Annotated in this window: 30 protein-coding genes; 15 read left to right on the top strand and 15 right to left on the bottom strand. The window is 57.8% G+C overall.

Translation table 11 applies throughout. The annotated features are described in order from the left end of the window. Nucleotides 1-7: 7 nt before the first annotated feature. Nucleotides 8-247: a DUF3565 domain-containing protein gene (locus BWR59_RS10100; RefSeq protein ID WP_081565494.1), complete on the bottom strand. Its 240-nt coding sequence runs from the start codon at nucleotides 245-247 to the stop codon at nucleotides 8-10. Nucleotides 248-339: 92 nt separating this feature from the next. On the opposite strand from BWR59_RS10100, the gene BWR59_RS10095 reads away from it, so the two are divergent. The 3 genes from BWR59_RS10095 to BWR59_RS10085 all read left to right on the top strand — a co-directional run bounded on the left by BWR59_RS10095 (nucleotide 340) and on the right by BWR59_RS10085 (nucleotide 2,785). Then, nucleotides 340-825, top strand: coding sequence for a peptidylprolyl isomerase (locus tag BWR59_RS10095; protein ID WP_081565493.1), 486 nt, complete (start codon nucleotides 340-342; stop codon nucleotides 823-825). 131 nt (nucleotides 826-956) lie between these two features. After that, the gene (locus BWR59_RS10090) at nucleotides 957-1,439 is read left to right on the top strand and encodes a glutathione peroxidase (protein ID WP_081565492.1); all 483 of its coding nucleotides are present in this window, start codon (nucleotides 957-959) and stop codon (nucleotides 1,437-1,439) included. Between the two features lie 242 nt (nucleotides 1,440-1,681). Continuing rightward, nucleotides 1,682-2,785: an NADH:flavin oxidoreductase gene (locus BWR59_RS10085; RefSeq protein WP_081565491.1), complete on the top strand. Its 1,104-nt coding sequence runs from the start codon at nucleotides 1,682-1,684 to the stop codon at nucleotides 2,783-2,785. A 184-nt stretch (nucleotides 2,786-2,969) separates the two neighbouring features. On the opposite strand, the gene BWR59_RS10080 is transcribed toward BWR59_RS10085, so the two are convergent. From BWR59_RS10080 to cysZ, 3 genes are all read right to left on the bottom strand, one after another. After that, nucleotides 2,970-4,136, bottom strand: a complete 1,167-nt coding sequence (locus BWR59_RS10080) for a glycosyltransferase family 1 protein (protein ID WP_081565490.1) — start codon at nucleotides 4,134-4,136, stop codon at nucleotides 2,970-2,972. Between the two features lie 163 nt (nucleotides 4,137-4,299). Continuing rightward, nucleotides 4,300-4,605 (bottom strand): hypothetical protein, encoded by a 306-nt coding sequence (locus BWR59_RS10075; RefSeq protein WP_081565489.1) that lies wholly within the window; start codon nucleotides 4,603-4,605, stop codon nucleotides 4,300-4,302. Nucleotides 4,606-4,775: 170 nt separating this feature from the next. After that, nucleotides 4,776-5,531, bottom strand: a complete 756-nt coding sequence (cysZ, locus tag BWR59_RS10070) for a sulfate transporter CysZ (RefSeq protein ID WP_081565488.1) — start codon at nucleotides 5,529-5,531, stop codon at nucleotides 4,776-4,778. 261 nt (nucleotides 5,532-5,792) lie between these two features. Here cysZ and BWR59_RS10065 point away from each other — a divergent pair, with 261 nt between their 5' ends. Together BWR59_RS10065 and trxB are read left to right on the top strand one after the other, a co-directional pair. Continuing rightward, nucleotides 5,793-6,392: a peroxiredoxin gene (locus BWR59_RS10065; RefSeq protein WP_074753598.1), complete on the top strand. Its 600-nt coding sequence runs from the start codon at nucleotides 5,793-5,795 to the stop codon at nucleotides 6,390-6,392. Nucleotides 6,393-6,550: 158 nt separating this feature from the next. Further along, nucleotides 6,551-7,513, top strand: a complete 963-nt coding sequence (gene trxB, locus BWR59_RS10060; protein ID WP_081565487.1) for a thioredoxin-disulfide reductase — start codon at nucleotides 6,551-6,553, stop codon at nucleotides 7,511-7,513. A gap of 57 nt (nucleotides 7,514-7,570) precedes the next feature. Here trxB and BWR59_RS10055 read toward each other — a convergent pair whose 3' ends face one another. The 6 genes from BWR59_RS10055 to BWR59_RS10025 all read right to left on the bottom strand — a co-directional run bounded on the left by BWR59_RS10055 (nucleotide 7,571) and on the right by BWR59_RS10025 (nucleotide 10,799). Further along, nucleotides 7,571-7,912, bottom strand: coding sequence for a HopJ type III effector protein (locus tag BWR59_RS10055; RefSeq protein WP_081565486.1), 342 nt, complete (start codon nucleotides 7,910-7,912; stop codon nucleotides 7,571-7,573). After that, entirely contained in the window at nucleotides 7,905-8,201 is a 297-nt protein-coding gene (locus BWR59_RS10050) for a DUF1244 domain-containing protein (protein WP_081565485.1), read from the bottom strand. The genes BWR59_RS10055 and BWR59_RS10050 overlap by 8 nt, the downstream gene beginning before the upstream one ends. A gap of 45 nt (nucleotides 8,202-8,246) precedes the next feature. Beyond that, nucleotides 8,247-8,618: a dihydroneopterin triphosphate 2'-epimerase gene (gene folX / locus BWR59_RS10045; protein ID WP_062386812.1), complete on the bottom strand. Its 372-nt coding sequence runs from the start codon at nucleotides 8,616-8,618 to the stop codon at nucleotides 8,247-8,249. A gap of 3 nt (nucleotides 8,619-8,621) precedes the next feature. After that, nucleotides 8,622-9,182, bottom strand: a complete 561-nt coding sequence (folE, locus tag BWR59_RS10040; protein ID WP_081565484.1) for a GTP cyclohydrolase I FolE — start codon at nucleotides 9,180-9,182, stop codon at nucleotides 8,622-8,624. A gap of 21 nt (nucleotides 9,183-9,203) precedes the next feature. Next, a complete protein-coding gene (folM, locus tag BWR59_RS10035) occupies nucleotides 9,204-9,914 on the bottom strand; it encodes a dihydromonapterin reductase (protein ID WP_081565483.1) in 711 nt (236 codons plus the stop codon). Between the two features lie 315 nt (nucleotides 9,915-10,229). Next, nucleotides 10,230-10,799 (bottom strand): antibiotic biosynthesis monooxygenase, encoded by a 570-nt coding sequence (locus BWR59_RS10025; protein WP_081565481.1) that lies wholly within the window; start codon nucleotides 10,797-10,799, stop codon nucleotides 10,230-10,232. A 216-nt stretch (nucleotides 10,800-11,015) separates the two neighbouring features. Between BWR59_RS10025 and BWR59_RS10020 the strand changes: the two genes are divergently transcribed. Continuing rightward, complete coding sequence (locus BWR59_RS10020; RefSeq protein ID WP_081565592.1) at nucleotides 11,016-11,954, top strand: MerR family transcriptional regulator; 939 nt, start codon at nucleotides 11,016-11,018, stop codon at nucleotides 11,952-11,954. Nucleotides 11,955-11,979: 25 nt separating this feature from the next. Here the strand turns inward: BWR59_RS10020 and BWR59_RS10015 are convergent, their stop codons facing one another. Further along, nucleotides 11,980-12,585: a hypothetical protein gene (locus tag BWR59_RS10015; protein ID WP_081565480.1), complete on the bottom strand. Its 606-nt coding sequence runs from the start codon at nucleotides 12,583-12,585 to the stop codon at nucleotides 11,980-11,982. Nucleotides 12,586-12,667: 82 nt separating this feature from the next. Then, a complete protein-coding gene (locus tag BWR59_RS10010; protein WP_081565479.1) occupies nucleotides 12,668-13,114 on the bottom strand; it encodes a PAS domain-containing protein in 447 nt (148 codons plus the stop codon). Nucleotides 13,115-13,214: 100 nt separating this feature from the next. On the opposite strand from BWR59_RS10010, the gene BWR59_RS10005 reads away from it, so the two are divergent. Further along, complete coding sequence (locus BWR59_RS10005) at nucleotides 13,215-13,670, top strand: flavodoxin (RefSeq protein ID WP_081565478.1); 456 nt, start codon at nucleotides 13,215-13,217, stop codon at nucleotides 13,668-13,670. Between the two features lie 19 nt (nucleotides 13,671-13,689). Here BWR59_RS10005 and BWR59_RS10000 read toward each other — a convergent pair whose 3' ends face one another. Then, nucleotides 13,690-14,562, bottom strand: a complete 873-nt coding sequence (locus BWR59_RS10000) for a LysR family transcriptional regulator (RefSeq protein WP_081565477.1) — start codon at nucleotides 14,560-14,562, stop codon at nucleotides 13,690-13,692. A 141-nt stretch (nucleotides 14,563-14,703) separates the two neighbouring features. Here BWR59_RS10000 and BWR59_RS09995 point away from each other — a divergent pair, with 141 nt between their 5' ends. From BWR59_RS09995 to BWR59_RS09970, 6 genes are all read left to right on the top strand, one after another. Continuing rightward, on the top strand, nucleotides 14,704-15,093 hold the full coding sequence (locus tag BWR59_RS09995; RefSeq protein WP_081565476.1) for a CidA/LrgA family protein: 390 nt from the start codon (nucleotides 14,704-14,706) through the stop codon (nucleotides 15,091-15,093). Further along, complete coding sequence (locus BWR59_RS09990; protein WP_081565475.1) at nucleotides 15,090-15,776, top strand: LrgB family protein; 687 nt, start codon at nucleotides 15,090-15,092, stop codon at nucleotides 15,774-15,776. Before BWR59_RS09995 ends, BWR59_RS09990 begins: the two co-directional genes overlap by 4 nt. 177 nt (nucleotides 15,777-15,953) lie before the next feature. Beyond that, a complete protein-coding gene (locus tag BWR59_RS09985; RefSeq protein WP_168184475.1) occupies nucleotides 15,954-16,715 on the top strand; it encodes a class II aldolase/adducin family protein in 762 nt (253 codons plus the stop codon). Further along, the gene (locus BWR59_RS09980; protein ID WP_081565473.1) at nucleotides 16,715-17,689 is read left to right on the top strand and encodes an alpha/beta hydrolase; all 975 of its coding nucleotides are present in this window, start codon (nucleotides 16,715-16,717) and stop codon (nucleotides 17,687-17,689) included. The genes BWR59_RS09985 and BWR59_RS09980 overlap by 1 nt, the downstream gene beginning before the upstream one ends. Nucleotides 17,690-17,814: 125 nt before the next feature. Beyond that, entirely contained in the window at nucleotides 17,815-18,726 is a 912-nt protein-coding gene (locus BWR59_RS09975; protein ID WP_081565472.1) for an SDR family oxidoreductase, read from the top strand. A 187-nt stretch (nucleotides 18,727-18,913) separates the two neighbouring features. Beyond that, nucleotides 18,914-19,438 carry a hypothetical protein gene (locus BWR59_RS09970; RefSeq protein WP_081565471.1) on the top strand — a complete coding sequence of 175 codons (525 nt, stop codon included), beginning with the start codon at nucleotides 18,914-18,916 and terminating at the stop codon, nucleotides 19,436-19,438. Between the two features lie 51 nt (nucleotides 19,439-19,489). Here the strand turns inward: BWR59_RS09970 and BWR59_RS09965 are convergent, their stop codons facing one another. Further along, nucleotides 19,490-19,888: a hypothetical protein gene (locus BWR59_RS09965; protein WP_081565470.1), complete on the bottom strand. Its 399-nt coding sequence runs from the start codon at nucleotides 19,886-19,888 to the stop codon at nucleotides 19,490-19,492. A 650-nt stretch (nucleotides 19,889-20,538) separates the two neighbouring features. Here BWR59_RS09965 and BWR59_RS09960 point away from each other — a divergent pair. Further along, complete coding sequence (locus tag BWR59_RS09960; protein ID WP_081565469.1) at nucleotides 20,539-22,440, top strand: DUF6543 domain-containing protein; 1,902 nt, start codon at nucleotides 20,539-20,541, stop codon at nucleotides 22,438-22,440. Continuing rightward, nucleotides 22,350-24,011, top strand: coding sequence for a DUF6543 domain-containing protein (locus BWR59_RS09955; protein ID WP_143490805.1), 1,662 nt, complete (start codon nucleotides 22,350-22,352; stop codon nucleotides 24,009-24,011). Before BWR59_RS09960 ends, BWR59_RS09955 begins: the two co-directional genes overlap by 91 nt. Here the strand turns inward: BWR59_RS09955 and BWR59_RS09950 are convergent. Continuing rightward, complete coding sequence (locus BWR59_RS09950) at nucleotides 24,008-24,811, bottom strand: transglutaminase family protein (RefSeq protein WP_081565467.1); 804 nt, start codon at nucleotides 24,809-24,811, stop codon at nucleotides 24,008-24,010. The genes BWR59_RS09955 and BWR59_RS09950 overlap by 4 nt on opposite strands. Between the last annotated feature and the right edge of the window lie 63 nt (nucleotides 24,812-24,874).

Here is a 24,874-nt window from a genome sequence, read left to right as displayed (position 1 = left end):
CAGCGTCTCAATGGGGCACAAGGTTATCGTTATCTGCCGCTTGCGCACACCAGCCACAGCGAAAGGATTGACCTATTTTTTGCTGTCGCTGGCTGGCATCCAGCACCCAGGCCCGTGACTGCCACGGCGGCTGATGGCGCAGGTGCTGGGTGTGCCCGCAAGCCAGCTCGGCAATCCAGTGCCCGTCCTGGTCCTGGCGAAAGCCGGTAATCGTGGTGTCGCTTCCAGGCAAAGTGGGGTCGTGCAATCGGGGCCGTCCGTCTGAGTTGCGTTCGCTTTCGCGCGAGTGCTTGGTTAGACTTGTTCGCTCATATCTCTATTTGCAAAAGGTCTTGCCCCATGCCGATCGCCGCCAACAAGGCTGTCTCCATCGACTATACCCTGACCAACGACGCTGGTGAGGTCATCGACAGTTCTGCCGGCGGCGCGCCGCTGGTTTACCTGCAAGGCGCAGGTAACATCATTCCGGGTCTGGAAAAGGCACTGGAAGGCAAGGACATCGGCGACGAACTGAAAGTCTCCATCGAGCCTGAAGACGCCTATGGCGAATATTCGGCCGAACTGGTCAGCACCCTGAACCGCAGCATGTTCGAAGGTGTCGACGAACTGGAAGTCGGCATGCAGTTCCACGCTTCCGCTCCCGATGGCCAGATGCAGATCGTTACCATCCGTGATCTGGACGGCGACGACGTTACGGTCGACGGCAACCACCCACTGGCCGGTCAGCGCCTGAATTTCCAAGTCAAAATCGTTGCGATTCGTGATGCCAGCGACGAAGAAATGGCCCATGGTCACGTCCATGGCGAAGGTGGTCATCACCACTGATTTGTCCTGCTAAGCTCAATTAGCTGGCCAGGCGTCCTCGCGGGCTCTGCGAAAAACGGTTTGTTTTCGCGGCCTGACAGGGCGCCTTTTTCGGTCGATGGTTTTTTGTTTGGTGAGCAGGGGAGTTCGTCATGAGTATATTTCACGACCTGAAATTAAAAGCTCTGGATGGCCAGGAACTGCCTCTCGCGCCGTTGAAGGGCAAAGTGGTCCTGGTGGTCAACGTGGCCTCCAAGTGCGGGCTTACACCGCAGTATGCAGCGCTTGAAAACCTGTACCAGAAGTACAAAGACCGCGGTTTCAGCGTGCTGGGCTTGCCGTGCAATCAGTTCGCCGGACAGGAACCTGGCACTCAGGAAGAGATCCAGGAATTCTGCTCGCTGAACTATGGCGTGACCTTCCCCTTGGGCGACAAGCTTGAAGTGAACGGTCCGCATCGGCATCGGCTGTATCAGATGCTGGCAGGTGAAGGTGCCGAGTTTCCGGGAGACATCACCTGGAATTTCGAAAAGTTTCTCGTCGGTCAGGACGGCCGCGTTCTGGCGCGCTTCTCGCCGCGCACTACGCCGGACGATCCTTCAGTGATCCAGGCTATCGAGAAAGCGCTGCACTGAACAGCTGTCGCTGATTTCCTGTGGCACACTCCGGCATTCCGGCGGTCGCGTTTTCGAGGCTGCCACCGCCGGCAAACCGGACTGTTACAGAAGCCAGACCTCGGCGGGCGCAATGCTCGCATTCTTTGATCGTGGTTCTCTTCTAAACCTTAATCACTCCAATCAATAGTGCTGTGCATAGGCTGTTGTTCAGCTCATTCTGTATGACCTTCATAATATTTTCCGCTGCCGAGGACGCTTGCATGCCAGTCAAAGCCTTGTTCAAACCCTTCCACATGGGCAGCCTGGAATTGCCGACGCGTGTGGTGATGGCGCCGATGACCCGTTCCTTCTCGCCGGGCGGCGTACCCAATTCCAAGGTCATCGAGTACTACCGCCGCCGCGCAGCTGCCGGCGTGGGCCTGATCATCACCGAAGGCACCACTGTCGGCCACAAGGCTTCCAACGGCTATCCGAATGTTCCGCAGTTCTTCGGCGAGGCGGCGCTGGCAGGCTGGAAGAAGGTGGTCGATGCGGTTCACGCGGCAGGCGGCAAGATCGTCCCGCAGCTCTGGCATGTGGGTGCTGTGCGCCGGTTGGGCACAGAGCCCGACGGCACTGTTCCGGCCTACGGCCCGACTGAAAAGCTCAAGGACGGCAACGTTGTCGTGCACGGCATGAGTAAACAGGACATTGCCGAAGTCATCGCAGCCTTCGCCCAAGCGGCCAGGGATGCGAAGGAAATCGGTATGGATGGCGTTGAGATCCACGGCGCCCACGGCTACATCGTCGACCAGTTCTTCTGGGAAGGCACCAACCAGCGCACTGACGAATACGGCGGCGATCTGGCTCAGCGTTCGCGTTTTGCAATTGAATTGATTCAGGCAGTGCGTGCGGCGGTCGGTCCCGACTATCCGATCATCTTCCGTTACTCCCAGTGGAAGCAGCAGGATTACACCGCTCGACTGGTACAGACCCCGGAGGAGTTGGGAGCCTTCCTCAAACCGCTGTCCGAAGCCGGCGTGGATATCTTCCATTGCTCGACGCGTCGTTTCTGGGAGCCGGAGTTTGAAGGTTCCGATCTCAATCTGGCGGGCTGGACACGCAAGCTCACTGGCAAACCGACGATCACTGTTGGCAGTGTGGGTCTGGACGGCGAGTTCCTGCAGTTCATGGTCAACACCGACAAGGTCGCGCAGCCGGCAAGCCTTGAAAACCTGCTCAAGCGTCTAGGCGATGACGAGTTCGACCTGGTGGCGGTGGGTCGCGCGCTGCTGGTCGACCCGGATTGGGCGGTGAAAGTGCGAGACGGTCGCGAAGAAGACATCCTGCCGTTCAGTCGCGATGCATTGGGTAAGCTGGAGTAAGACAATCGGAGCGCTTTCGGGCGTTGCGCTCTGGATAAAAAATACCCTGTTTTTGGCTGAATGAACGCGCTGTGGGAGGGAGCTAGCTCGCGAATGCGGCAGATCAGTTACCACGAGGTGACTGACGCTACGCTTTCGCGAGCAAGCTCCCTCCCACCGGTACGATGTTTACCCCAGGGTTATGCTACATCCCCAGAACGACCCCTTCTCGCGTGTCGCTGGCGGCGCGCAGATGACACTCGAACGCATCGATAATCCCCGCCCAGCCCTGGCGGCTGGCGTGCTGACGCGCATTCAAACGCACCCGTCGCAGGGTTTCGTCGTCTTCGAGCATCCAGCGCGTAGCGTCTATGAAGCCCTCCTCATCGCCAGGCATGGCCACCGCGCCGTTATGCCCGTGGCGTATATGCTGCGCGGCCGCGGCTTCGTCGTACGCCACGACTCCCAGCCCTGATGCCAGCGCCTCCAGCACGACGTTGCCGAACGTTTCAGTCAGACTCGGAAACAGAAACAGATCGCCCGAAGCGTAATGCGCTGCCAAGGCCTCGCCCCGCTGGGTGCCGCAGAAGATCGCCTCGGGCAACTGCTGTTGCAAAGTGCTTTTTACCGGGCCATCGCCAACGATCACCAAGCGCAGGTTTTTTTCGGGATAGGCGCTGACCAGGCTGTCGAAAGTCTTCTTGAGCAACCCCAGGTTTTTCTCCGGCGCGAGTCGCCCTACATGCAGAACGGCAGTATCGCCCGGGTCCAGTCCCCACGCCTCACGCAGAAAGCCTGAGCGTCTGGAAGGATGAAACAGCTGGCAATCCACCCCGCGCGACAGCAACTCCAGCCTCTCGAAGCCGCGCCTTTCAAGCTCGGTCTTCTGGCTGACACTCGGCACCAGCGTCGAGTTTGAGCGGTTGTGAAACCAGCGCAGGTACGAGGTAAGCAAGCGAGTGATGAACCCTAGCCCGTATTGGCGCGTGTACTGTTGGAAGTTGGTATGAAAGCCGCTGACAATCGCGATACGTAAACGCCGTGCTGCGCGTAACGCTGACAAACCCAACGGCCCCTCAGTGGCGATATACAGCACATCCGGTCGGTTGCGCTGCCAGCGGCGCAACAGCTTGTGCATGGAAGACTGCCCCCACTGCAACCCCGGATACCCCGGAATCGGCCAGCCGCGGCATAGCATCAGATCATCCCCGGCTGCGCGCAGCTCATCGTCGCTCTGTCGCGGTCGAATCACCTCGACCCGATGCCCGCGCAGCCGCAGGCCATCGCACAACCGGCTCAGCGTATTGGCCACGCCGTTGATTTCGGGTGCATAGGTTTCAGTGATCAGGGTGATGTGCAGGGATTTACTCATGACAGCCAGTTTCAAAGGCGCGCGTTGCGCTTGTGTGGCGGTTGGGTGATGGATTTGTGACTGTTGAACAATGGGCAGAAAAGCCGCTGGACATCTTTCCGGCGCCGGCCTGTCAGGGTGCTGGAGTCCACCGCTGACAGGTCTGACCGCAAACCGCGCTCTCTTAGCCGCTCAAGGCAAACGGCAGGATCCGGGACTTTCCGACCCGTTCCAAGGCAGCCGCCTCAGGCACGTAACTCGTCTGGATGGGATTGAGACTTACCAGATCCAGATGAGATCGGGGTTTTACCAGCCTCGACAAGGTGGCGGGTTCGCTGTGCAGGGTTTTCGACGTAACGGTTTCAATCGCTTCGGTAAGTGCGTGCATGAATTTTGGGGCGGTAGGTTCTGTCTTGGGTGTCTGCGGGAGCAGGGTTGAAGTCGGCAATGAGGTGTTGGAGGTCGCTGCATTTATACGGTGTGTTTCCATGGTCTTGGCACTCCTGATGTCGAGCGCGTTACCGCGCCTGAAAGGGAGGCCCATGGTTGAACAGGTGATGCGTGAGATGTAGAGAACACTTTTGTAGGACTGTTCCCGATTTTTCGGGATGGGGCGTGAACGCAAAAAAGGCCTCTATCGAGGCCTTTTCCACATCATATTCAGCGAATCCGCTCTGCGAGCGTTTCAGCCCCGCGTTCACGCACCCAGAACAGCGTCGCCCCTGCCACCGCCGCAGGCATCATCAGGATGTTGACCACCGGAATCAGCAGCACCAGGTACACGATGCCGCCGAAGCTCATGCTCTGCCAGCGCTTGGCGCGCAGCCAGGCGAGCATGTCCTGCCAGCTCATTTTATGGTTGTCCGCCGGGTAGTCGATGTACTGGATCGCCATCATCCAGACGCCGAACAACAGCCACAGCGGCGCGGCGATGATGTTGACCACCGGGATCCACGACAGGATGAACAGGCCGATGGCACGGGGCAGGAAATAGCCCAGTTTGCGCATCTCGCGACTGAGAGTGCGCGGGATCATCTCGATCAGTTCGCCCCAACTGAAAGCCGGAAAGTCATCGGTGCCGCGTAGCACTACTTCGACCTTTTCCGAAAGAAAACCGTTGAAGGGGGCTGCGATAACGTTGGCGATCATGGTGAAGGTAAAGAAAATCATCAGCACCACCAGCACGACAAACAGCGGCCAGAGGATGTAATTGAGGAAACTCAGCCAACTGGGCAGCGTGGGCATGAACGAGTCCACCCACATGCCGAATTCGTGGCCGGCGAAATAGATCAGCGCGCTGAACAACACCAGATTGATGGTCAGTGGCAGCAGGACGAACAGGCGCAGGCTTGGGCTGAGGACCAGTTTCAAGCCTTCGCGCAGGTATTGCGGGCCGGACAGAGCGGGTGCAGGCATGGGTGCCTCCATACATTGAAATCGCGCCGACCTTACCGGCTTTGTCTCGAGCGCGGTAGCCGGATCAGCGCCGGGACATTCCCCGAAACAATCTTGCGCAGGTAGCGTCTATCAACAGGGCTAGCGCAACAGTTTGTCGGAATAGGTGCGGTCTATGAACTGGATTGTGAAACGATATTTCCTTAATCTTCGCCGCCCCGATAAGCTTGCGGGCAACTTTTAGACCTATTCCCATTCACTTTGAACCTCGAAGGAGTCTTAATGAGCGTTCTGGTAAACAAACAAGCCCCTGATTTCACCGCAGCGGCAGTCCTGGGTGACGGTTCGATCGTCGACAGCTTCCAGCTGTCCTCTCTGCGTGGCAAATACGTCGTGCTGTTCTTCTGGCCTCTGGACTTCACGTTCGTATGCCCGTCGGAAATCATCGCGCACGACAACCGCATCGCTAAATTCCGCGACCTGGGCGTTGAAGTGGTTGGCGTTTCCGTCGACTCGCATTTCACCCACGCCGCATGGCGCAACACCCCGGTTGAAAAGGGCGGCATCGGCCCGGTCCAGTTCACCATGGTTGCCGACATCAAGCACGAGATCACTCGCGCCTACGGTATCGAACACGAAGACGGCGTTGCGCTGCGCGGTTCGTTCCTGATCGACCAGGCTGGCGTGGTTCAGCACCAGGTTGTGAACAACCTGCCACTGGGTCGCGACGTAGACGACATGGTTCGTCTGGTCGAAGCACTGCAGTTCACCGAACAGCACGGCGAAGTCTGCCCGGCTGGCTGGCGTCCAGGCCAGAAAGGCATGAAGGCTGACGCTTCGGGCGTTGCCGACTACCTGGCCGAGAACGCCAAGAGCTTGTAATACCGTCGCTGCGGCTTCGGTCGCAGCTTCCAGATTTCGGGACTGGCGAGCGGTTTTTTCAAACGTCGCCGATCCTTGTTTTGTCCCTGCCGGTGCGCCGGTTTCGACCACAGTAACTCCGACCACACGTAACGATGGCCGGTCAATAGGAGTGTGTCATGTCTGATGTACGTCATTCCCGAGTGATTATTCTCGGCTCCGGCCCTGCCGGTTACAGCGCTGCGGTCTATGCGGCACGCGCCAACCTCAAGCCTCTGCTGATCACCGGCATGCAGGCAGGTGGTCAGCTGACCACCACTACCGAAGTCGACAACTGGCCGGGCGACCCCCATGGCCTGACTGGTCCGGTACTGATGGAGCGCATGCGCGAGCACGCCGAGCGCTTCGAGACCGAAATCGTGTTCGACCACATCAATTCCGTTGACCTGGCCGGCAAGCCATTCACCCTCAAGGGCGACAGCGGCACCTACACTTGCGACGCGCTGATCATCGCCACCGGCGCCAGCGCTCGCTACCTGGGTCTGCCGTCCGAAGAGGCGTTCATGGGCAAGGGCGTTTCGGCCTGTGCGACCTGTGATGGTTTCTTCTATCGCAACAAGCCTGTCGCGGTCGTCGGTGGTGGTAACACTGCAGTCGAAGAAGCGCTGTACCTGGCCAACATCGCCAGCAAGGTGACTCTGGTTCACCGTCGCGAGACTTTCCGCGCCGAGAAAATCCTGATCGACAAGCTGCACGCACGTGTCGCCGAAGGCAAGATCGAGCTCAAGCTCAACTCGACGCTGGACGAAGTGCTGGGCGACAACATGGGTGTGACCGGTGCTCGCCTGAAGAACAACGACGGTAGTACTTCGCAGCTGAAAGTCGACGGCGTGTTCATCGCCATCGGCCACACCCCGAACACCTCGTTGTTCGACGGCCAACTGGCACTCAAAGACGGCTACATGGTGGTTCAGGGCGGTCGCGAAGGTAATGCGACAGCTACCAGCGTCGAAGGTGTGTTCGCAGCAGGCGACGTGGCTGACCACGTTTACCGTCAGGCAATCACCTCCGCTGGCGCAGGCTGCATGGCTGCACTGGACGTCGAGCGTTATCTGGACGGCCTGGCGAACGCTTCGTTCTGATCAGGTGTTGCAAAACGAAAAAACCGGCTCAAGGGCCGGTTTTTTTGTGTCTGGGAATCAGGCTTTGCGGGTCAATGGCTGAGCGCTGAATTTCACACCGGCCAGGCCATGGCCGATCAGCGCGCGGATGTTGCCGTGATCGCTGCCCTCCGGCGTGGCGACCACCGAACGATAGTGCTCGCCGAAGGCGAGCAGCGCTTCTTCGTCGCTCAAGCCTTCGAGGAGTGCCAGACCCAAGGTCTTGCACGAGCCTTCGTTCTGGCCAGCGGCATTTTCCACCGGACCGTTGCTGAATGCCTGAGGCTGGTAGTCGTAGTGTGCGGCGACGAATGCCAGCGTGTCGGCGAAAGCGTGCTCGCCACTCTTGAGGCTGGCGCGCAGGGTGTTCAGGTCAGTCATGCTTCTTTTCCTTGGCGAACGCGGCGCTCTGCTCGGCGCTGGCTTCTTTCTGGTAGAGGGTTTTCCACTCGCTGTACGGCATGCCGTAAACCACTTCGCGAGCGTCATCGAGGGTGATGTCGACTTGTTTCTCGTCGGCGGCAGCCTTGTACCACTTGGACAGGCAGTTGCGGCAGAAGCCGGAGAGGTTCATCAGGTCGATATTCTGCACGTCCTTGCGGCTGTCGAGATGGGCGACCAGACGACGGAAGGCGGCGGCTTCGAGTTCGAGGCGTTGTTGCTCGGTCATGACGGGCTCTACGTGAAAAAAAGTTGATGCGGATTCTAAGGGCGCTCAGCGCTCTGCGGCCAGGGTAATCGACACCGACTCGGCAAAACGCAGGGCGTGGGGCTTGTCGACTTCCACCTCCGCGTACTGCACGGCGTCGTGGCTCATTACCAGGTCGAGCACTTCCTGAGTCAGGCGCTCCAGCAGGGCGAAGCGATTGCTTTCCACATGCTGAATGATTGCCTTGGTGATGGTCCGGTAGTTGAGCGCGTGGTCGATGTCGTTATCGCGCACCGCTTCCTGCGCCGCATACAGGATCGTCAGGTTGATCAGAACGTCCTGTTTGTTGAGGATCTCGTCTTCGTTAATGCCAATGTAGGTACGCAGGCACAGGTCCTTGACCCGAATGCGTGCGGTGCCTGGTTCAAGTCTTGCCATGGGCTACTTGCTCCGTTTGATCAGTTGCAGGAATTCCATCCGGGTCGTGGTCGATTCGCGAAAGGCGCCGAGCATCACCGAGGTGTTCATCGTCGAGTTCTGCTTTTCAACGCCGCGCATCATCATGCACATGTGCTGGGCTTCGATGACCACGGCCACGCCGGCAGCCTGGGTTACGCTTTGCACCGCGTCGGCAATCTGCCGGGTCAGGTTTTCCTGAATCTGCAGACGACGGGCGTACATATCGACGATGCGCGCGATTTTCGACAGGCCCAACACTTTGCCCGTTGGCATATAGGCGACGTGAGCCTTGCCAATGAACGGCAACAGGTGGTGTTCGCACAGCGAATACAGCTCGATGTCCTTTACGATCACCATTTCGTCGTTGTCGGAGGCAAAGAGTGCGCCATTGACGATTTCTTCCAGCGTCTGGTCATAGCCATGACACAGATACTGCATGGCCTTGGCCGCGCGCTTGGGGGTATCCAGCAGGCCTTCGCGATCCGGGTCTTCGCCCAGGCCGACAAGGATTTCGCGGTAGTGCTGTGGCAGTGACAAAGTCATCAAAAAAATCCTCGGGGCGGCTTACTTGACGTGCCGTCCACCGTTTACGGTCAGGGTGGTACCGGTGACGTAGGGGTTGTCCAGCAGGTAGCGCAGGCTCTGGTAGATCACTTCGGCGCCGGGTTCCAGACCCATTGCCGATTTGGCCAGGGTTCGAACGCGATAATCAGCGTCGTCCTCGGGTTGGAACATCAGCATCGCCGGAGCGATGCCATTGACCTTGATGGCCGGCGCGAATTTGGCGGCGAACGACAACGTCAGGCTTTCCATCCCCGCCTTGCTCGCGCAGTACGCGATGTGTTTGCTGCTGCCCTTGCGTGTTACGTCGTCACTGATATGGACAATGTCTGCCGTCTTCGAGCGCCGCAGCAGCTCGGCACAATGCAGGTTGATCAGGTAGGGGGCGAGCATGTGCACGTTGAACATGCGCGTGAAGGCCTCGCCTTCGTTACCTTCTGTTTCCGCCAGCCATTCAGAAGCGTTATGCACGACTGCCCGCAGGCTGTCGGTCTGGTTCTTCACCTGCGCGATGAAGGCCATCACGCTTTGCTCCGACGAAAAGTCCGCCTGAATCGTGACCGCACCCAGCGCCTTGAGATGCTGCACGCCGGGGCGTTCGCTGCGGTAACTGATGATCACCGGCTGGCCTTCGCTCAGCAGTCGTTCCGCGCAATGCAGACCGACGCGCTGGCCGGCGCCAGTGATCAGGACAGGAGCGAGGGAAGACGCCATGGGCTGCTCACGCGTTAATCAGGAAAGAGGAAAGGGGTGTGGCTGGTGGGCGGAGGGTCAGGTGGCAATTGCTTTCATTGCGCCATCAGAGTTCGACCGTGTGGGGCAAAGTTAACCCAACGGTCAGTGAGGTACAACTGTGGGTGGGCCGTAAGTGGCGTAAAGGGAATCTGTTGCTGACACAAATCATTGTGGGAGGGAGCTTGCTCGCGAAGGGCCGCTACAGTCGATATGTCTTCATCGACCGGAACGCCGTCTTCGCGAGCAAGCTCCCTCCCACCGGTTTGCGCACTCCAGCGATATTCGCGCTGTCGGTTATCGGGTAGACGCCGACTCGGCCGGTGCGACCGGCACCTGAGTGTTGCTGTGCAACCAGCCGGACAGCAGATGTGTCGACAGCGGAATGAACCAGAAAACCATCAGTGGTGTGAGAATCAGGGTGCTGATCATGATCCGCGGCAGCAGCTCGAACTGCGCCAGCAGCGGGCCGAGCACGTAGTTGAAGATCAGCGAAACGGGAAAAAACGCCAGCCAGATGGCAACGGCCTGTTTCCAGCGGGGAGGGCGCTGACCGACGGTGCCGAACCAGCCATCCATGCCTCGCACACGATGCACGGAATTCTTCGCGAACAACCCGCTGCCGCGCACCAACCAGGAGCGCCGGGAAGCAGAATGCTCCCATGCGTGCATGGTGGCTTCATCGGCGAAACGGAAAATGATCTGGAATTCGTCGTCTCCCGGAGGCGGTGCGAGTACGCCAGAACCCAGGTAGCCGGGGAAATCGGTAGCCAGTTGTTCGCCTTCGTGCAGCCAGGCAATCAGTTCCTGATAGCGGCCGTGGGCGACGCGACGGGCAACCATCAGCGTGACGGGTGAGGTAGACATTGTGTATCTCCGATAGACGAGTGAGGTTCCCGGGTAGGGAAATCACATGGCGTAACGCCGGGGTGTTGGCGTTGCGTCTGCTTCGTTGGAAAAAGCAAGCAAGGATTATTCCTGAATCTGCGCGTAAAGCCAGAAGTGTTTGCCGGTTTCAGGCAACCAGATGCTCAACGGCGGCGTTACAATCGACGCTTCTTTTGCCTGACGACAGCCATTCTGATGAATCAACTGGTCCGCTCACCATCAGACCGCCATGAAGCATTGTTTCCCATCCGTGAGGTATCGCGCCTGACCGGTGTCAATCCGGTCACGCTGCGGGCCTGGGAACGTCGTTACGGGTTGATCACTCCGACCCGCACCGAGGGCGGGCACCGTCTTTATTCCCAGACTGACATCAACACGATCCGCAGCATCATGGGCTGGGTCGAGCGCGGCGTGGCGGTGAGCAAGGTCGGGCGCATTCTCGCGGCCACTCGCGATATGGAAGCCAGAGCCGCTGGGCCTCAACGCCTGATCGATAGCGCCTGGCAACAGGCCTTGCAGGCGCAATTGCGCCAGACGGTCAACGACTTCGACGAAGGGCGTCTGTATCAACTCTATGATCAGATCGTGGCCAGGTACTCGCCCGCAGAGGCCTTCGAAGACTTGCTTATGCCTGTCTGGCACGAGTTTACGGAGCGCCGAGATGCGTTTGGGCAGTTCAGCGAATGGCTGTTTCTGGACAGCTTCCTGCGCGCTCGGGCCCTGCAGAGTGTGCAACTCCAGCGAAATGCTGCTGAACATCGTGTGTTGCTGGTCGCAATGCCAGGCTCCTGCCGGGAACTGGAGTTGTGGGTCGCCGGTTTGTTGATGGGCACACCGCAAGTGGCGATCAGCGTATTGGCGCCGGGGCAGCCATTAGGTGAGTTAGCGCTGGTGTGCGGCAAGATGCGCCCGGATGCGCTGGTGCTGTTTTCCAACGAACGGCCCACCAGCGATTTGCCGAAACGTTTGATCCGCCTCGGGCTAAGCCTCGATTGCCCGATGTTGTTGGCGGGCGAGTTGGCTGACATGATGCAGGAGAGCCTCCAAGGTTCGGCGATCGGCTGTCTGGGGAGCAACGCAATGCTGATGCAGCGACGTTTGCAGCAGTATCTGGCGGGGCGCCTCGATACCTGAGGGCAACTGGACCTGAACGTTGCCTTTAGAGGTGCATCGAAGGGTGGATCTTGCGGTGTTCCTGAAGGATGTACTGGCGCAGGCGCTCGGTGTCTTCCTTGCTGTTCTGGCTCAGACGATACGCAGCCAGGCCGTGTTCTGTCAGGCGCTCAAAGGTCCCGCGCAGGGCGATGGGGGCCAGACCGACGGGGGTGAACCAGGCGGAAAAGTATTTGGGCGGTTTGGTCTTCTTGCGGATCTCCAGCAGGATCCCCTTGAAGGAAATCTCGTGGACCCATAACGCGGTCAGCGAACCTTTTTCAGTTTCCAGCGCGACCGGTTCGGGCAGCGTCAGGCGCCACGGACGAATGCGCGGGCCTTCTTCAAAGATGCTGGGGGCACCCAGTTCCAGATGCAGCGCATGGAACTCGTCTTCAACCAGATGCAGCGGAAAGGTCATCTGCTGATTATCGAACTGCGCCTGAATCGTGACTTGCTCATGCGCAGCCAGTCGCGTCAGCAGATCCTGGATCTGAACGCCACCGTTAACCACCAGACTGCGGGATTTGTCGCGCAGATTCAGCTTGGGGTTGTGCTGCATGTTCTGGATGAAATCCAGCTCATCCTGCGTGAGGATATTGTCGCGCGGCATGGTCAAGCTCGATTAACCGGTTATTGAAAAAGCAGACACTAAATTCGCTCTTTGGTTGCTGCCGTTCGTCAGTTACACGATGTTACCGCTTTAACGCCGCAATTTCTAAGCGAGCTTGCGCCAGTTCGGCTTGCAATTCGACAACTTTTTGCTGCGCCAGCACCTGCTCGGTCACGTCCTTTTGGATGCCAATGAAATACATGGCTTTTTCCGCGTCATTGAACACCGGGGTGATCGACAGCTCATTCCAGAAAGACGTCCCGTCCTTGCGATAGTTGCGCAGAATCTGACGGCAGGGCTGGCCTTTCTTCAGCGCTTCACGGATTACCCGGCGTGCCAGTTGATCGCGGTCGTCGCCCTGCAGAAAGCGGCAGTCCTGATAAAGGACCTCGTCTGTGCTGAAACCGGTCAAACGCTCGAACGCCGTGTTGGCATAAATGAGAATGGTATCGTCACCCTCATGTTCGGCGATCACGATACCGTCATTCGACGCGTCGACTACCAGTTGCATCAGCTTTGCGTTGATCATCAAGCCTTTCCAGAGTGAAACCGCAAAGCCGGCATTCTAAGACATTGCGCTCGCGTGGGGCATAATGCCGCACGATTTTAGTCAGTCACAGGATCACAGAATGAAAGTCGCCATTGTTTCGGGCTCGGTGTACGGCTCGGCCGAAGAAGTCGCGCGTCACGCCCAGCAGATCATCAAGGACGCAGGTCACGAGGTCCTGTTCAACCCTCGCGCCAGCCTTGCCGACCTGCAAGCCTTTGCCCCCGAGGCCTTTCTGGCGGTGACCTCGACCACAGGTCTGGGTGAGTTGCCGGATAATCTGCAGCCGCTGTACTCGCAGATTCGCGACATCCTGCCCGCCGCCTGGCGTGGGCTGCCGGGTGGTGTGATCGCCTTGGGGGATGCCAGTTATGGCGACACCTTTTGTGGCGGCGGAGAGCAAATGCGCGAATTGTTCATGGAGCTGGGCATCCGCGAGGTGCTGGAGATGCTGCGTCTGGATGCCAGCGAAACCGTGACCCCGGAAAGCGATGCCGAGCCCTGGCTGGCAGAATTCGTCAGCAAGCTCGGCGCCTGATTGCTCATACAGGCGCTGCCTATTTTCGAATCAGCGCCAGCCAGGCCTGCGCAGCTTTGGACAGGTAAGCGCCTTCTCGCCAGATGAAGGCAATGTCCCAGCGCAGGTTCTTCGGCGCCTTGAGCGTCACATGCACAACCCCGGGGCGGACCAGCGCCCGCGCCACCACTTGCGGCAGCAGCACCACGCCTTGTCCCGCCGCGACCAGTGCTGCGAGGAAGTCCGCCTGCCCGCTGCGTCCGCCTTCTTTAGGCGTGAAGCCCACCTGCTGACAAGCCTGCAGCAGTCTGTCATTGAGCACGAAACTGCGCTGATAAAGCAGGAAGGGCGTGTCGGCCAGTTGCGCCAGTTCCACTTCCTTCAGATGTGCGAGGGGATGATCGGCGGGCAGCAGCGCGTCCAGTGGCTCGTCGCAGAATGGCTGGTGGGCGAAGGCGGGGTCGTCCGGGGTCAGGCTGCCACCGATTTCCAGTTCGCCGCTCATCACCGCTTGCTCAATGGCACGGCTGCCGCCCTCCATCAAGTGGATGGTGACGTTGGGATACAGCCGCCGGTACTCGGCGAAGGCCTTGGCAAACAATGTATCGCTGCCTAGCATCGGCAAGCCCAGACGCAACTCCCCCCGGGCCAGCGTGCTCAGGTCGTCCAGTTCGCGAATCAGGCCGTTACGCAAAATGAGCATTTCTTCGGCGCGATGCAGCACCACTTTGCCCGCGGCGGTCAGCGTGACCTGCGAGCCGTGACGATCAAGCAAAGTGACCCCGAGGCTTTCCTCAAGCTGCGCCACCTGTTTGCTGACCGCAGATTGGCTGATGAACAGCGTTCTGGCCGCCTGGGTAAAGCCGCCTTCACGTACCACTTCGATGAAACTGCGCAGCTGTTTGAATTCCATAACGGGCAAAGCCAGGTTGTATAAGAAGTGGCGATAGTGTGCCTTGAGGAATTCCGTATTGGAATATTCACGAGTCGAACAATTCGTTTTTGGGATAAAGGGTGAGTCGATAAACTGAGGCCCTCTGAGGGCTCAAAGATCATGAAACGTTTGTCTCGTCTCGCGCGGCTGGTGGTAGAACTGTTGGTTCTGCTCGCGATATATCAAGTCGGTTGCGAGATATCGCTGTGGCTCAACCTGCCGATTCCCGGCGGGGTGATCGGCCTTGCGCTATTGCTGCTGACCTTCGCTACCGGCCTTGTGAAACCTGCCACGTTGCAAACCGGCGCTGGTCTGTTGCTGGCTGAGATGCTGCTGTTCTTCATTCCGCCTCTCATGAGCTTGCTGGACTACGGCACGCTGGTTCGGAACGAGGGCTGGCGGATCATGCTGGTGATCGGCTGCAGCACCTTGATGGTCATGTTGGTCACAGCGTTTACGGTGGAGATGGTCTGCCGCCTGAAAGATCGTTCTCAGGACGGCAGGGCATGAAACTGGAGCCGATGCCGATCTTCTGGCTGCTGATGACCGTCTCGGCCTATGTCACCAGCCGCTGGCTGTACCGTCGAACGGGGCAGTATCTGTTGTCGCCGTTGATTCTGGTACCGACTGTTCTGCTGGCCATCGCCGTACCCATGCATACCGCCTATGCCGAATATTCCACCAATACCCATTGGTTGATGCTGGTGTTGGGTCCGGTCACCGTGGCGTTCGCCATTCCCATCTGGCAGCAGCGCGCATTGCTCGCGCGTCACTGGCCCGCGTTATTAATCGGCATGCTGGCCGGCAGTGCCGCCTCTATTGCCAGTTCATTCGGGCTATCCAGGTTACTTGCGCTGGACAGTTCGGTGGCGATGTCACTGGTGCCGCGCTCGATCACTACGCCGTTCGCCATGCCGTTGGCGCACGACCTCGGTGGGGTGCCGGAACTCACCGCGGTGTTCGTGATGTGCACTGGCGTATTCGGTGCGGCGCTCGGTGGCGTTTTGCTCAAGTGGCTGCCTTTGCGCACGGCACTGGCCCGTGGCGCACTGTTTGGCGTCGGTGCTCATGGGGCCGGTGTGAGTCGTGCGCGGGAGGTGGGCGGCGAAGAGGGTTCGGTGGCCGGGTTGGTCATGGTACTCACTGGATTGCTCAACCTTTTTGCTGCGCCCTTATTGGTCTGGATGCTCTGAGAAGACCGATCCAGAGCACTGGGACAGGTGCTGACTCGCCGGGCCATTAAGGTGGCTGCGAAGGCAAGTACCGCTTCCTCGGCCGGTGACTAGACTGCTGATCCATTAGAGCAGAATAACCGCCGAGGAAAGCCGATCGTGAAAGTCGCACAGGTTGTCACTGATACCGTCAGCCATATCAATTCCACCGTGAAGGATCATGTCAGCGCCGCCGAATGGCAGGCGCGGGTCGATCTTGCCGCCTGCTATCGCCTGGTCGCCATGCACGGCTGGGATGACCTGATTTTCACGCATATTTCGGCCAAGGTACCGGGCACCGAAGACTTCCTGATTAACCCTTATGGCCTGATGTTTCACGAGATCACTGCATCGAGCCTGGTCAAGGTCGATCAGTCCGGCAAGAAGCTCATGGACAGCCCTTACGACATCAACCCCGCTGGCTACACGATCCACAGCGCGGTGCACGAGGTGCGCCACGATGTGATGTGTGTCATGCACACGCACACCGCAGCGGGCGTTGCGGTCTCGGCGCAGAAGCAGGGCGTACTGCCGATCAGTCAGCAGTCTTTGTTCGTGCTGGCGAGCCTCGCCTGTCACGCTTACGAAGGGGTGGCACTCAACCATGAGGAAAAGGCGCGGTTGCAGGCGGATCTGGGCAATTGCAATTTCCTGATGCTCAACAACCACGGCCTGCTGACCTGCGGCTCGAGTATCGCCGACACCTTCCTGATGATGTTCACCTTCCAGCGCGCGTGCGAAATCCAGGTGCTGGCGCAAGGCGGCGGGGCTGAACTGATTCCCATCGACGGGCAGATTCTGGCAGGCGCCAAGGCGATGATTGCCGGTGTCACGCGCAGCGCTGAAGGCATGGGAGGGCAATTGGCCTGGCCTGCGCTGTTGCGCAAACTCGATCAGTTCTCGCCGGGGTACGCGCAGTAATGAGGCTCGCTGAAATCCCTCTGAGCGTGTGGCGTACCCGCGGACACGATTTCGTGTTTCGTGGGCACAACATCCGCTACTGGGTCGCGGGTCAGGGAGAGCCCTTGTTGTTGCTGCATGGTTTTCCTACCGCCAGTTGGGATTGGCACTACTTATGGCAGCCGTTATCGCGGCAATACCGGGTGATCGCGTGCGACATGCTCGGCTTCGGCGATTCCGATAAGCCCCGTGATCACCGTTACAGTCTTTTAGAGCAGGCCGACTTGCAGCAGGCATTGCTCGACCACCTGGAAATCCAACAGCCTGTGCATGTGCTGGCCCATGATTACGGCGATAGCGTTGCACAGGAGCTGTTGGCGCGCGACGGCGAAGGCAGTTTCGACATGGCAAGCTGCGCGTTTCTCAACGGCGGGCTGTTCCCCGAGGCGCATCGCCCTTTGCTGGTGCAGAAGCTACTGCTCAGTCCTCTGGGCCGGTTGATTGGGCGAATGTTCGATCGTGACAGCCTCGACCGGGATTTCAGCCGGATTTTCGGACCCGATACCCGCCCCAGCGAAAGTGAACTGGACGATTTCTGGAGTCTGATCGCTGCCAATCGTGGTCATCACATTCTTTATCGCTTGATCAGCTATATTCCGGAACGCATCGTTCAGCGTGAGCGTTGGGTGCACGCGATGCAGCAGGGCCGGGTGCCGATGCGTTTCATTAACGGCGCCGCAGACCCGGTTTCCGGCAGACATATGGTCGAGCGCTATCGCGAACTGGTGCCCAATCCCGACACAGTATTGATCCCAACCGTCGGCCGTTACCCGCAGACCGAGGCCCCAGCGCTGGTCTTGCGGTTCTATGAAGAATTCCGCGCGGCCGTCACCGGGTTTCGCCCGGCGATCGCTGTTGCGCGGGTCACTCAGAACGATCCCGCCACCAATCATCCCTTTGCGTTATCAAGCACTATTCAGAGTGCCTCGTGTTGATTGTGACCAGTCGATGACTGGTTGACACTCGATGACTGTTCAGCGCGTTCTTGATCCCTCTGCCGAGCCAGAGTCTCCCGGATTCCGGGCTGCAAGAACGAGCGCCATCATTGAGGGGAAGCGACATGAGTGAGCCGGTACGTTTCGAAGACAAAGTGGTGATCGTCACTGGCGCTGGGGGCGGACTGGGGCGAGCGCACGCCTTGCTGTTCGCCCGCCATGGCGCGCGCGTGGTGGTCAATGACCTGGGCGGTTCGGCCCACGGCGAGGGTGCCAACGCTTCTGCTGCCGACCGCGTTGTGGCGCAAATCCGCGAGTTGGGCGGCCAGGCCGTGGCCAACCATGACTCGGTCACCGATGGCGACAAGATCGTACAGAATGCGCTTGATGCGTTTGGGCGAATCGACGTTGTGGTCAACAATGCCGGGATCTTGCGCGACAAGAGTTTCGCCAAGATGGAGGATGCCGACTGGGATCTGGTGTATCGCGTCCATGTCGAAGGCGCCTACAAAGTCACTCACGCCGCCTGGCCGCACTTGCGTGAACAGAATTACGGCCGGGTGATCTTCACGTCGTCGACGTCGGGCATTTACGGCAACTTCGGGCAGTCCAACTACGGCATGGCCAAACTGGGTCTCTACGGTTTGACCCGCACGCTGGCATTGGAAGGCCGCAAGAACAACATTCTGGTCAACGCCATCGCGCCTACGGGTGGCACGCGCATGACCGAAGGCCTGATCCCCGCCAGCGTCTTCGAGCTGCTCAAACCTGAACTGGTCAGCCCATTGGTGGTGTATCTGGGCAGCGAACAGTGCCAGGACACCTCCGGGCTCTTTGAGGTCGGCGGCGGCTGGATCGGGAAAGTGCGCTGGGAGCGAAGCCTGGGTGCCGGTTTCGACCCTCGTGAAGGTTTTACGCCTGAGGATGTCGCAGCCCAGTGGGGCAGCATTGGCGACTTTGACGGTGCGGCACACCCAGCGGACAACGTTGAAGCGCTGAAAGAAATGATGGCGAATTTGCAGAAGTTCGCGGGCTGAGCTCAATCCGCGGTTGAGAGCGGCCGATGCGAGTGAGCGTATTGGCCATTTTTGTAGGAAGTTTATCTGGCTTGATGTGGGATTGTTCTTTAAGTAAGGCAATGATTCCGTCTTCGCTGTTTTTGCCTCAATTAAGCGTCTGGTCTCCCGACAGTCCCTGAAGGTCAATTTGATCTTCGGAGGATTTATGATCGGGAATTTGAGCAAAGTTCAGCAGCGTTTGAGGGTGTACGCCCCGGTGCCCGACAAACGATTCAATGTCAAATCAGGGCTCAGTCCGAATGAAGAAGCAGTGAAGCAAAAGGTTCGGCAGTACTGGGCGGACAAGGATATTCCGAATGTTAAAAAGCTGGAGGGATTGAACATCAGTCTTGTGGGGTTTGATCCTAGGAGGACCAGCATCATTGAGCTGCGAGACATCGCTATGATACTGGCTGATAAGGGAATAATTGATGGTGATCTTGTTGGCGTCATTGCTGGAATCGATGCTCAATTTGATGCTCAAGGTCGACAGATAAACATGGACCGACAGGTCGATGCTTATGCGTTTTTCGACAAACAACTCGGTGTGCTCCGAGATGTAATCGCAGAGGGTAATGACTTTGCAAAAGGCGCCCTTGTAGAGTTGAAAACTTCTATATCTGTAATGATTGCTCTGGAAGAACATGCCAAGGCTCCTCGCGAAAGGTCACTGGTGAATATTCGGATCTAATGCAATTGCTGGGTGGCCTGGGCTGCTTACGCAGTACCCAGGCCGGTTACGTTACATCGGCACGGTGAAACCGCCGGTATAGCTGACAGAGTTGCGGCCATGCATATTATCGAGCAACAGCCTGAACGTGCCTGCGCCGAAACGCCCGGAAGGATCATAGGTAGGCGATGTCACTGAGGCCCAACTTCCACCTTGAAGGCGCTGGACGATCACCGGAAGCTGCCCTGATGCGCCTCTGACATTGAAATGATGTGAGGTCGTCCCGCAGGTGACAGTGTATGGTCCGTAAATCACGCCTTGTTGCCCTGCGGCCACTGTACCGGACGAAATCGACCCCGAGCGTTTGGCACAGAAATTCAGTTTATTTGCCACAGGCTCGGCTGCAACGCTGCCCACCAATGACCCCAAACTGATTGCCAGCATAAGTGCCACGATTTTCTTCTTGTCCATGATGAAACTCCGTTAGTCATTTTTGTTGTTTATCGTCGCGTGGAATTCAAACTCCGTTTCGCTTCGATGACTAACGTTTAAACATATGAGTGTATAAGAGTCCGTAGGATCCTGGCTCGAAACCACGTGGGACGTTTCTGAGAAAGTCCCGAAGCCATGTAAAACGACGACAACGCCTGCTCGGTATCACCGCGCCATCATTTACTCGATCCAGATAATCCAAAAAAAAAGCCGCTGCAGCGGCAGCGGCTAAACAAGACGTCAGATCCAGGAGCTTGAAAATCTACGTCCGGGGAGATCGTTCAGAGGCCTGGCACATGTTCATGACCAGACGAAAGAAAACGAACTTCCAGTTCGCGGCGAGGGCGGCCGCGAAGTGAGTCAATGGTAGGGCTTTGAGCGGAGGGTAAACATAGCGGTTTGCGACATGCAGTTTTACCCGGGCGGCAACAATGTCGAATAAGTTCCGAGCTGACCAGCGATCGCTTCCTACAGGTAGCGTCGCACCCCGCTTGGCATTTAATACATATTTATCGCAACGTCGGACGCTAGAGCGGGTTTTATAGCGACTCGATTTTTTGTCGCTTGTCTGAACGACCTACTGGCTGGACGCTGGAAGGGGGCGAGCGAGTTACCTTGGAGCTGTACCCATGAACGATTTATCTGTTGCCTCCCCCGTTGCATCCGAGACCTTCGAACAGATCACCCTGCATATGGCAGCCATTACCGAGGCCAGTGCCGGTTGCCAGCATATCCTGACGCAAAATCAGTCATTTCGTGAAAAGGCCACCCTCATGCTCAGGCCTCGTCTGGAAAATATCGGGCGACGGACTGGACTGGCGATTTTCAACCCCGATGCGATCTTCTTTAATCGCCGCTTGATGAACAGCTCGTTTTCTTCGATCTCGATGACCGATTTACTGATTGAGCTCGTCCGTCCTCACACTTCTCTGGCCGAGTTCAGAGAGGGTGCTTTTTATACCCGTATCGATTCGCTTGATCCCGCGCATGCCGTGACGGCCGTTCAAAACCAGGAACTACTGGAAACCGTAGAGTGGGTGGCGAAGAGACTGGTCAGTTCATACCGCACGGACCTCACAAAACTTTGGTCTACGAAGGTTGATCATCCCGGCGACCCTGAGCGTTTCGCAAGCACTGAGCAGATTTTGATCGAGCAAAAGCGCAGTGCATTGATGAGTGAAATCACGTTGTGTGGATATGCTCAGAGGTTGTCTTCTGCCGAACAGGATCGTTTGAATAGCGCAGTGTCCGGTGAGTCGACTGAGGGCGTATTTGCTTTAAGCGGCGTTGCGACTGACGGAACACTGATCATGATGCCGTCGGTATATGTGGTCAGTGAGCCTGTGCACAACCCGACGGGTTTGTCGGGGGGCGTGTTTCTGGTCATGCCCAGCGCGGGGATCGAGCGTTTCGAGTCTATGGACGAGTTGCGCGAAGCGTTGAGCATGCGCATTAGCAAACCAGACTGCGAGCACTGCCTGAGAGACCTTATGTTGTTGGAAGACCAGGCCCGGTTAACTGGCGGAGAAACCATTACTCCAGACGCCTGGCAGTTCGAAGCCACGGACGATCCGCTTCTGAACTTGCACGTCCAGGCCGTGCAGCACAAACAGATGGAAGATTTCCAGTTTCTGTTGCGTCGCAAGGAGTCGGTCGCGGCCGCCTTTCATGCCGATCTTGACCGGGTGCAGGTCTGCGCTCATGTGGATGACGCCATGGGGCGCCGTTTCAATGCACTGACGCAGGAAATGGAAGAACTTGTACAACCGCACTGGCGCCGGTACGCAGACCAAGAGAAAAAGGATTACCTGATGGCGCTTGAGAAGGCTCATCAGGAGCGAAAGAACACAGTCGACGGCTTGCTCAAAGGTGTTGAGTCCATCAACGTCTTCGCCCATGACGAAATCACCGGCTACATCCACCGCCACTTTGGCTGCTTCATCGATCCGAATGACGTTCAACTCACTTTGAGAGACAGCATGGAGTTGGACGATGGTGAGATGTTGGACATGACCTATCGCAAATCGCTGCTGGAGTACGCAGTTAAGGGCATTCCAGCCATCGATGGAACGATGGAAGTCTCCCCTGCGCCTGTCCATCTCCATGCTGAGTTCTCCGATAGTTTTGTGAGAGCAATGATTGACGAACTGAACTTGCCCCAGCGCTATGAGGCATTGCTGCGAGAACGCTATACGAACGAAGAAACCTTACGTGCGATGACCCATCACCGCGACAGTGCTATCGCGCTGGGAGCATGGGCGGCGTTGATGCAAGGGCACATAAGGCAAGATCGCAGTCGTGATCTAATTCATATGATTCGCGCTGACGCAAGCACAGCGGGCGTTCAGTACAACATGGGCAGTTTGCATCTGGCCGAGACCGGTGCCCGTTTCAAGGACCTGATCGTCTTTGAAGAAAAACCGATAGCGACGAGCACTATGTGCTTTATGCGCCCGGCGCTTCGAATGGCCAGGATTTTTTCGAATTCTCCTCCTGGCGCCAACTGTGTTTCGGTGTTGGAGGATGGCTGACGACGGAATCCGGTTGTGCCTATGTGCATGAACAACTAGCCGGGCCTGGCGAGGGCGCCAGTAACGCGTTCATCAGTAATGTCTTGTTGAAGCCTGTTCTTTGGGGGCCGGACAGTTGTGTCCTCATGCGTTGTACCGGGGGTGATTACGAACGTGACTTGTCCCAACTGGTCAGCGCCAAGGCACTGCGAACGGTCGATGCACTAAAGCAAGCGTTGCCAGCCAAAATTCATCAAACGTCGTTTGCGAATCTGTCGATCTTGGCGTTGATGGAGGCGCGGATGGAGGCACTCAATGCCGAATTCGTCAGGCTCAGCCCCGGTCTTACTTCTCTCAGAGACTACGTACACAGCCAAACCTCCAGAATTCTCAATCAATTTCTGAGTCGACAGGGTTATAAACGCGTCATTGATCCGGATACGCTGTACGTGGGTCTAGGTCTTCCTTATCAGGAGAGTCCAGACTTCAGTGCTTATACTGAACTGCAGAATGTGACCGACCTGATGATGTTCGGCAGTGAAGACATTCTGAAGTACCGTCCACAGATTCACCTGTATTCCTCGACCGGCCTCGATGTCACAAAACTCCCAGAAGGCTTCATCGGGTTCCTGAGTCAACAAGTCGAAACCGCTGACCTGGGCGCTGGTTATATGGACTTTCTCACCAGTGCGTTTTTAGGGCGTCAAAGCCCCGTTTACTATCGGCGAAGAGCCGTTATGGCAAAGCGTGTGCAATACGACATGATGCGCCGGTCATTGAAAGCATTTCTGAACGGTAGCCTCAGCGACCCTCAATACTCCTGGGTGCGACAGACCATTATCGGGCTCAATCAGTCCGCCCCTGACGTGCAGAGCAACGAGACCAGTTGTGTCTCTGCATTCAAGATTGCAGGCAGGATCATCGAAGGCGTTTATATATTCCGGGATTTCAGCACGAGCGACCGCGATTACAATCTGCTCTACACCCCTGACTCCCCTGACGGTATCAGCTTCAGGCCATTGACCGACTATGCCGACTTGCTGGCGTCGGGCACCATGAGAAGTTATTACTATAACCGTGTCGCTTACAAAGGGCAGCCTTCGGTGGGTACCTTCTACGATGATTTGCTTCGAGGCAAGAAATCCGATCCGGGGGACATCAGGATTGTGAATCGTCCGGAAGCACGAATCATCGATGCGCAGCAAATCTACGGCGACATGATCGGGCGAATGATTGCTGATGCTGATAGCAAGATCGAGAGCGTGGCTGAGAAACGGTGGGCTTTAGCATGGCGCATCATCCGTTGGACCGGCACAATTTTGCTATTGCCATTTCCCGTCGCCAGTTTCGCTTGGGGGGTGCTTTCTACAACAGTCACCTTCATTGAAGCGTTCGATGCCTACGCTGCGGGAGACAGGGCAACCGCGCTCCCGCTTTTTGTGTTTGGCGTGCTAGGGCTCGTGTCCGGCGGGGATAGCGTGCGAGCGTTCGTTGCGGGGGGGCAGGGTCTGGCAAAAGCAGTCGCCAGTCGCGCAGGCCTTTGGGCCTGGAACAAGCTTGAGCTTGGCCGCTCGTTTCCTGTTCCGGCCTAATGCACCGCTCTCCCCGACGGCAACTGAACCAGCCGCTGGGTCAACCTGATCCGCTGCACGGGATCGTCGCTCAACAACAACGCATGCTCCAGGTCGAACCGCTCGGCCTGGGGGCATTCCAGAGTTTGATACAGGCTGGCACGGGCGAGATAGTCGCTGGTGTTGGCCTGCCCCAGTTCCAGCACGCGATTGGCATCTTTGAGCGCCGGCAACAGCTCATCGTTGATCTGATGCAAATGACGCAAATTGCGCGACAAACGTTGGAGCATCGCCTGGGGTGTCGCCGTGCGCATGTGTTCAACCTTTAGCGGCATGTCTGGCCCGAACTGCCGCAACAGCAGTTCGCGGCAATCCTTGGGGTATAGCCGGCGGCCGTCGCATGGATCGAGCGAGTGGTCGGCTCCTGGTACCCGAAGCAGAAAGTGTCCGGGAAAATTCACACCCTCCAGCGGTATTTCCAGGCGTCGGGCGAGCTCCAGCGCGATCATCGCCAACCCCAACGGCTGACCGCGGCGACGTTCCAACACTTTATGCAGGAGCGCGACCTGCGGTCTGGGCTGGGCGACGTCATCCTGTTGAAAACCGATGGTCGCCATGTGCCGCAACAGCGGTTGGGCAAGTTCGGCGGCGGGTAACAGCGGCAGGGCAGAGCTGATCCGGCGTTGTAGCTCTGCGATCAGCTCAAGGCTCTGCTCAGGTTCGACTTGGGCATCGTGCTCGACAGATATCCACAGCGCCGCCTCGAAGATAGAAGAAGGCATACGTTGCAGACAGTCCAGGCATTGTTGGCGTGGATTCATCGACTTCTCCGAGCGGATCAGGCGTCTGAAATGCGGTTCCGGGATGATCCGTTGTAGCCCTGG

It is taken from the genome of Pseudomonas sp. Bc-h (assembly GCF_002080045.1).
GTDB lineage: Bacteria > Pseudomonadota > Gammaproteobacteria > Pseudomonadales > Pseudomonadaceae > Aquipseudomonas.
The sequence above is the reverse complement of the archived record's forward strand: the minus strand, read 5'-3'. Positions and strand labels throughout refer to the sequence as shown.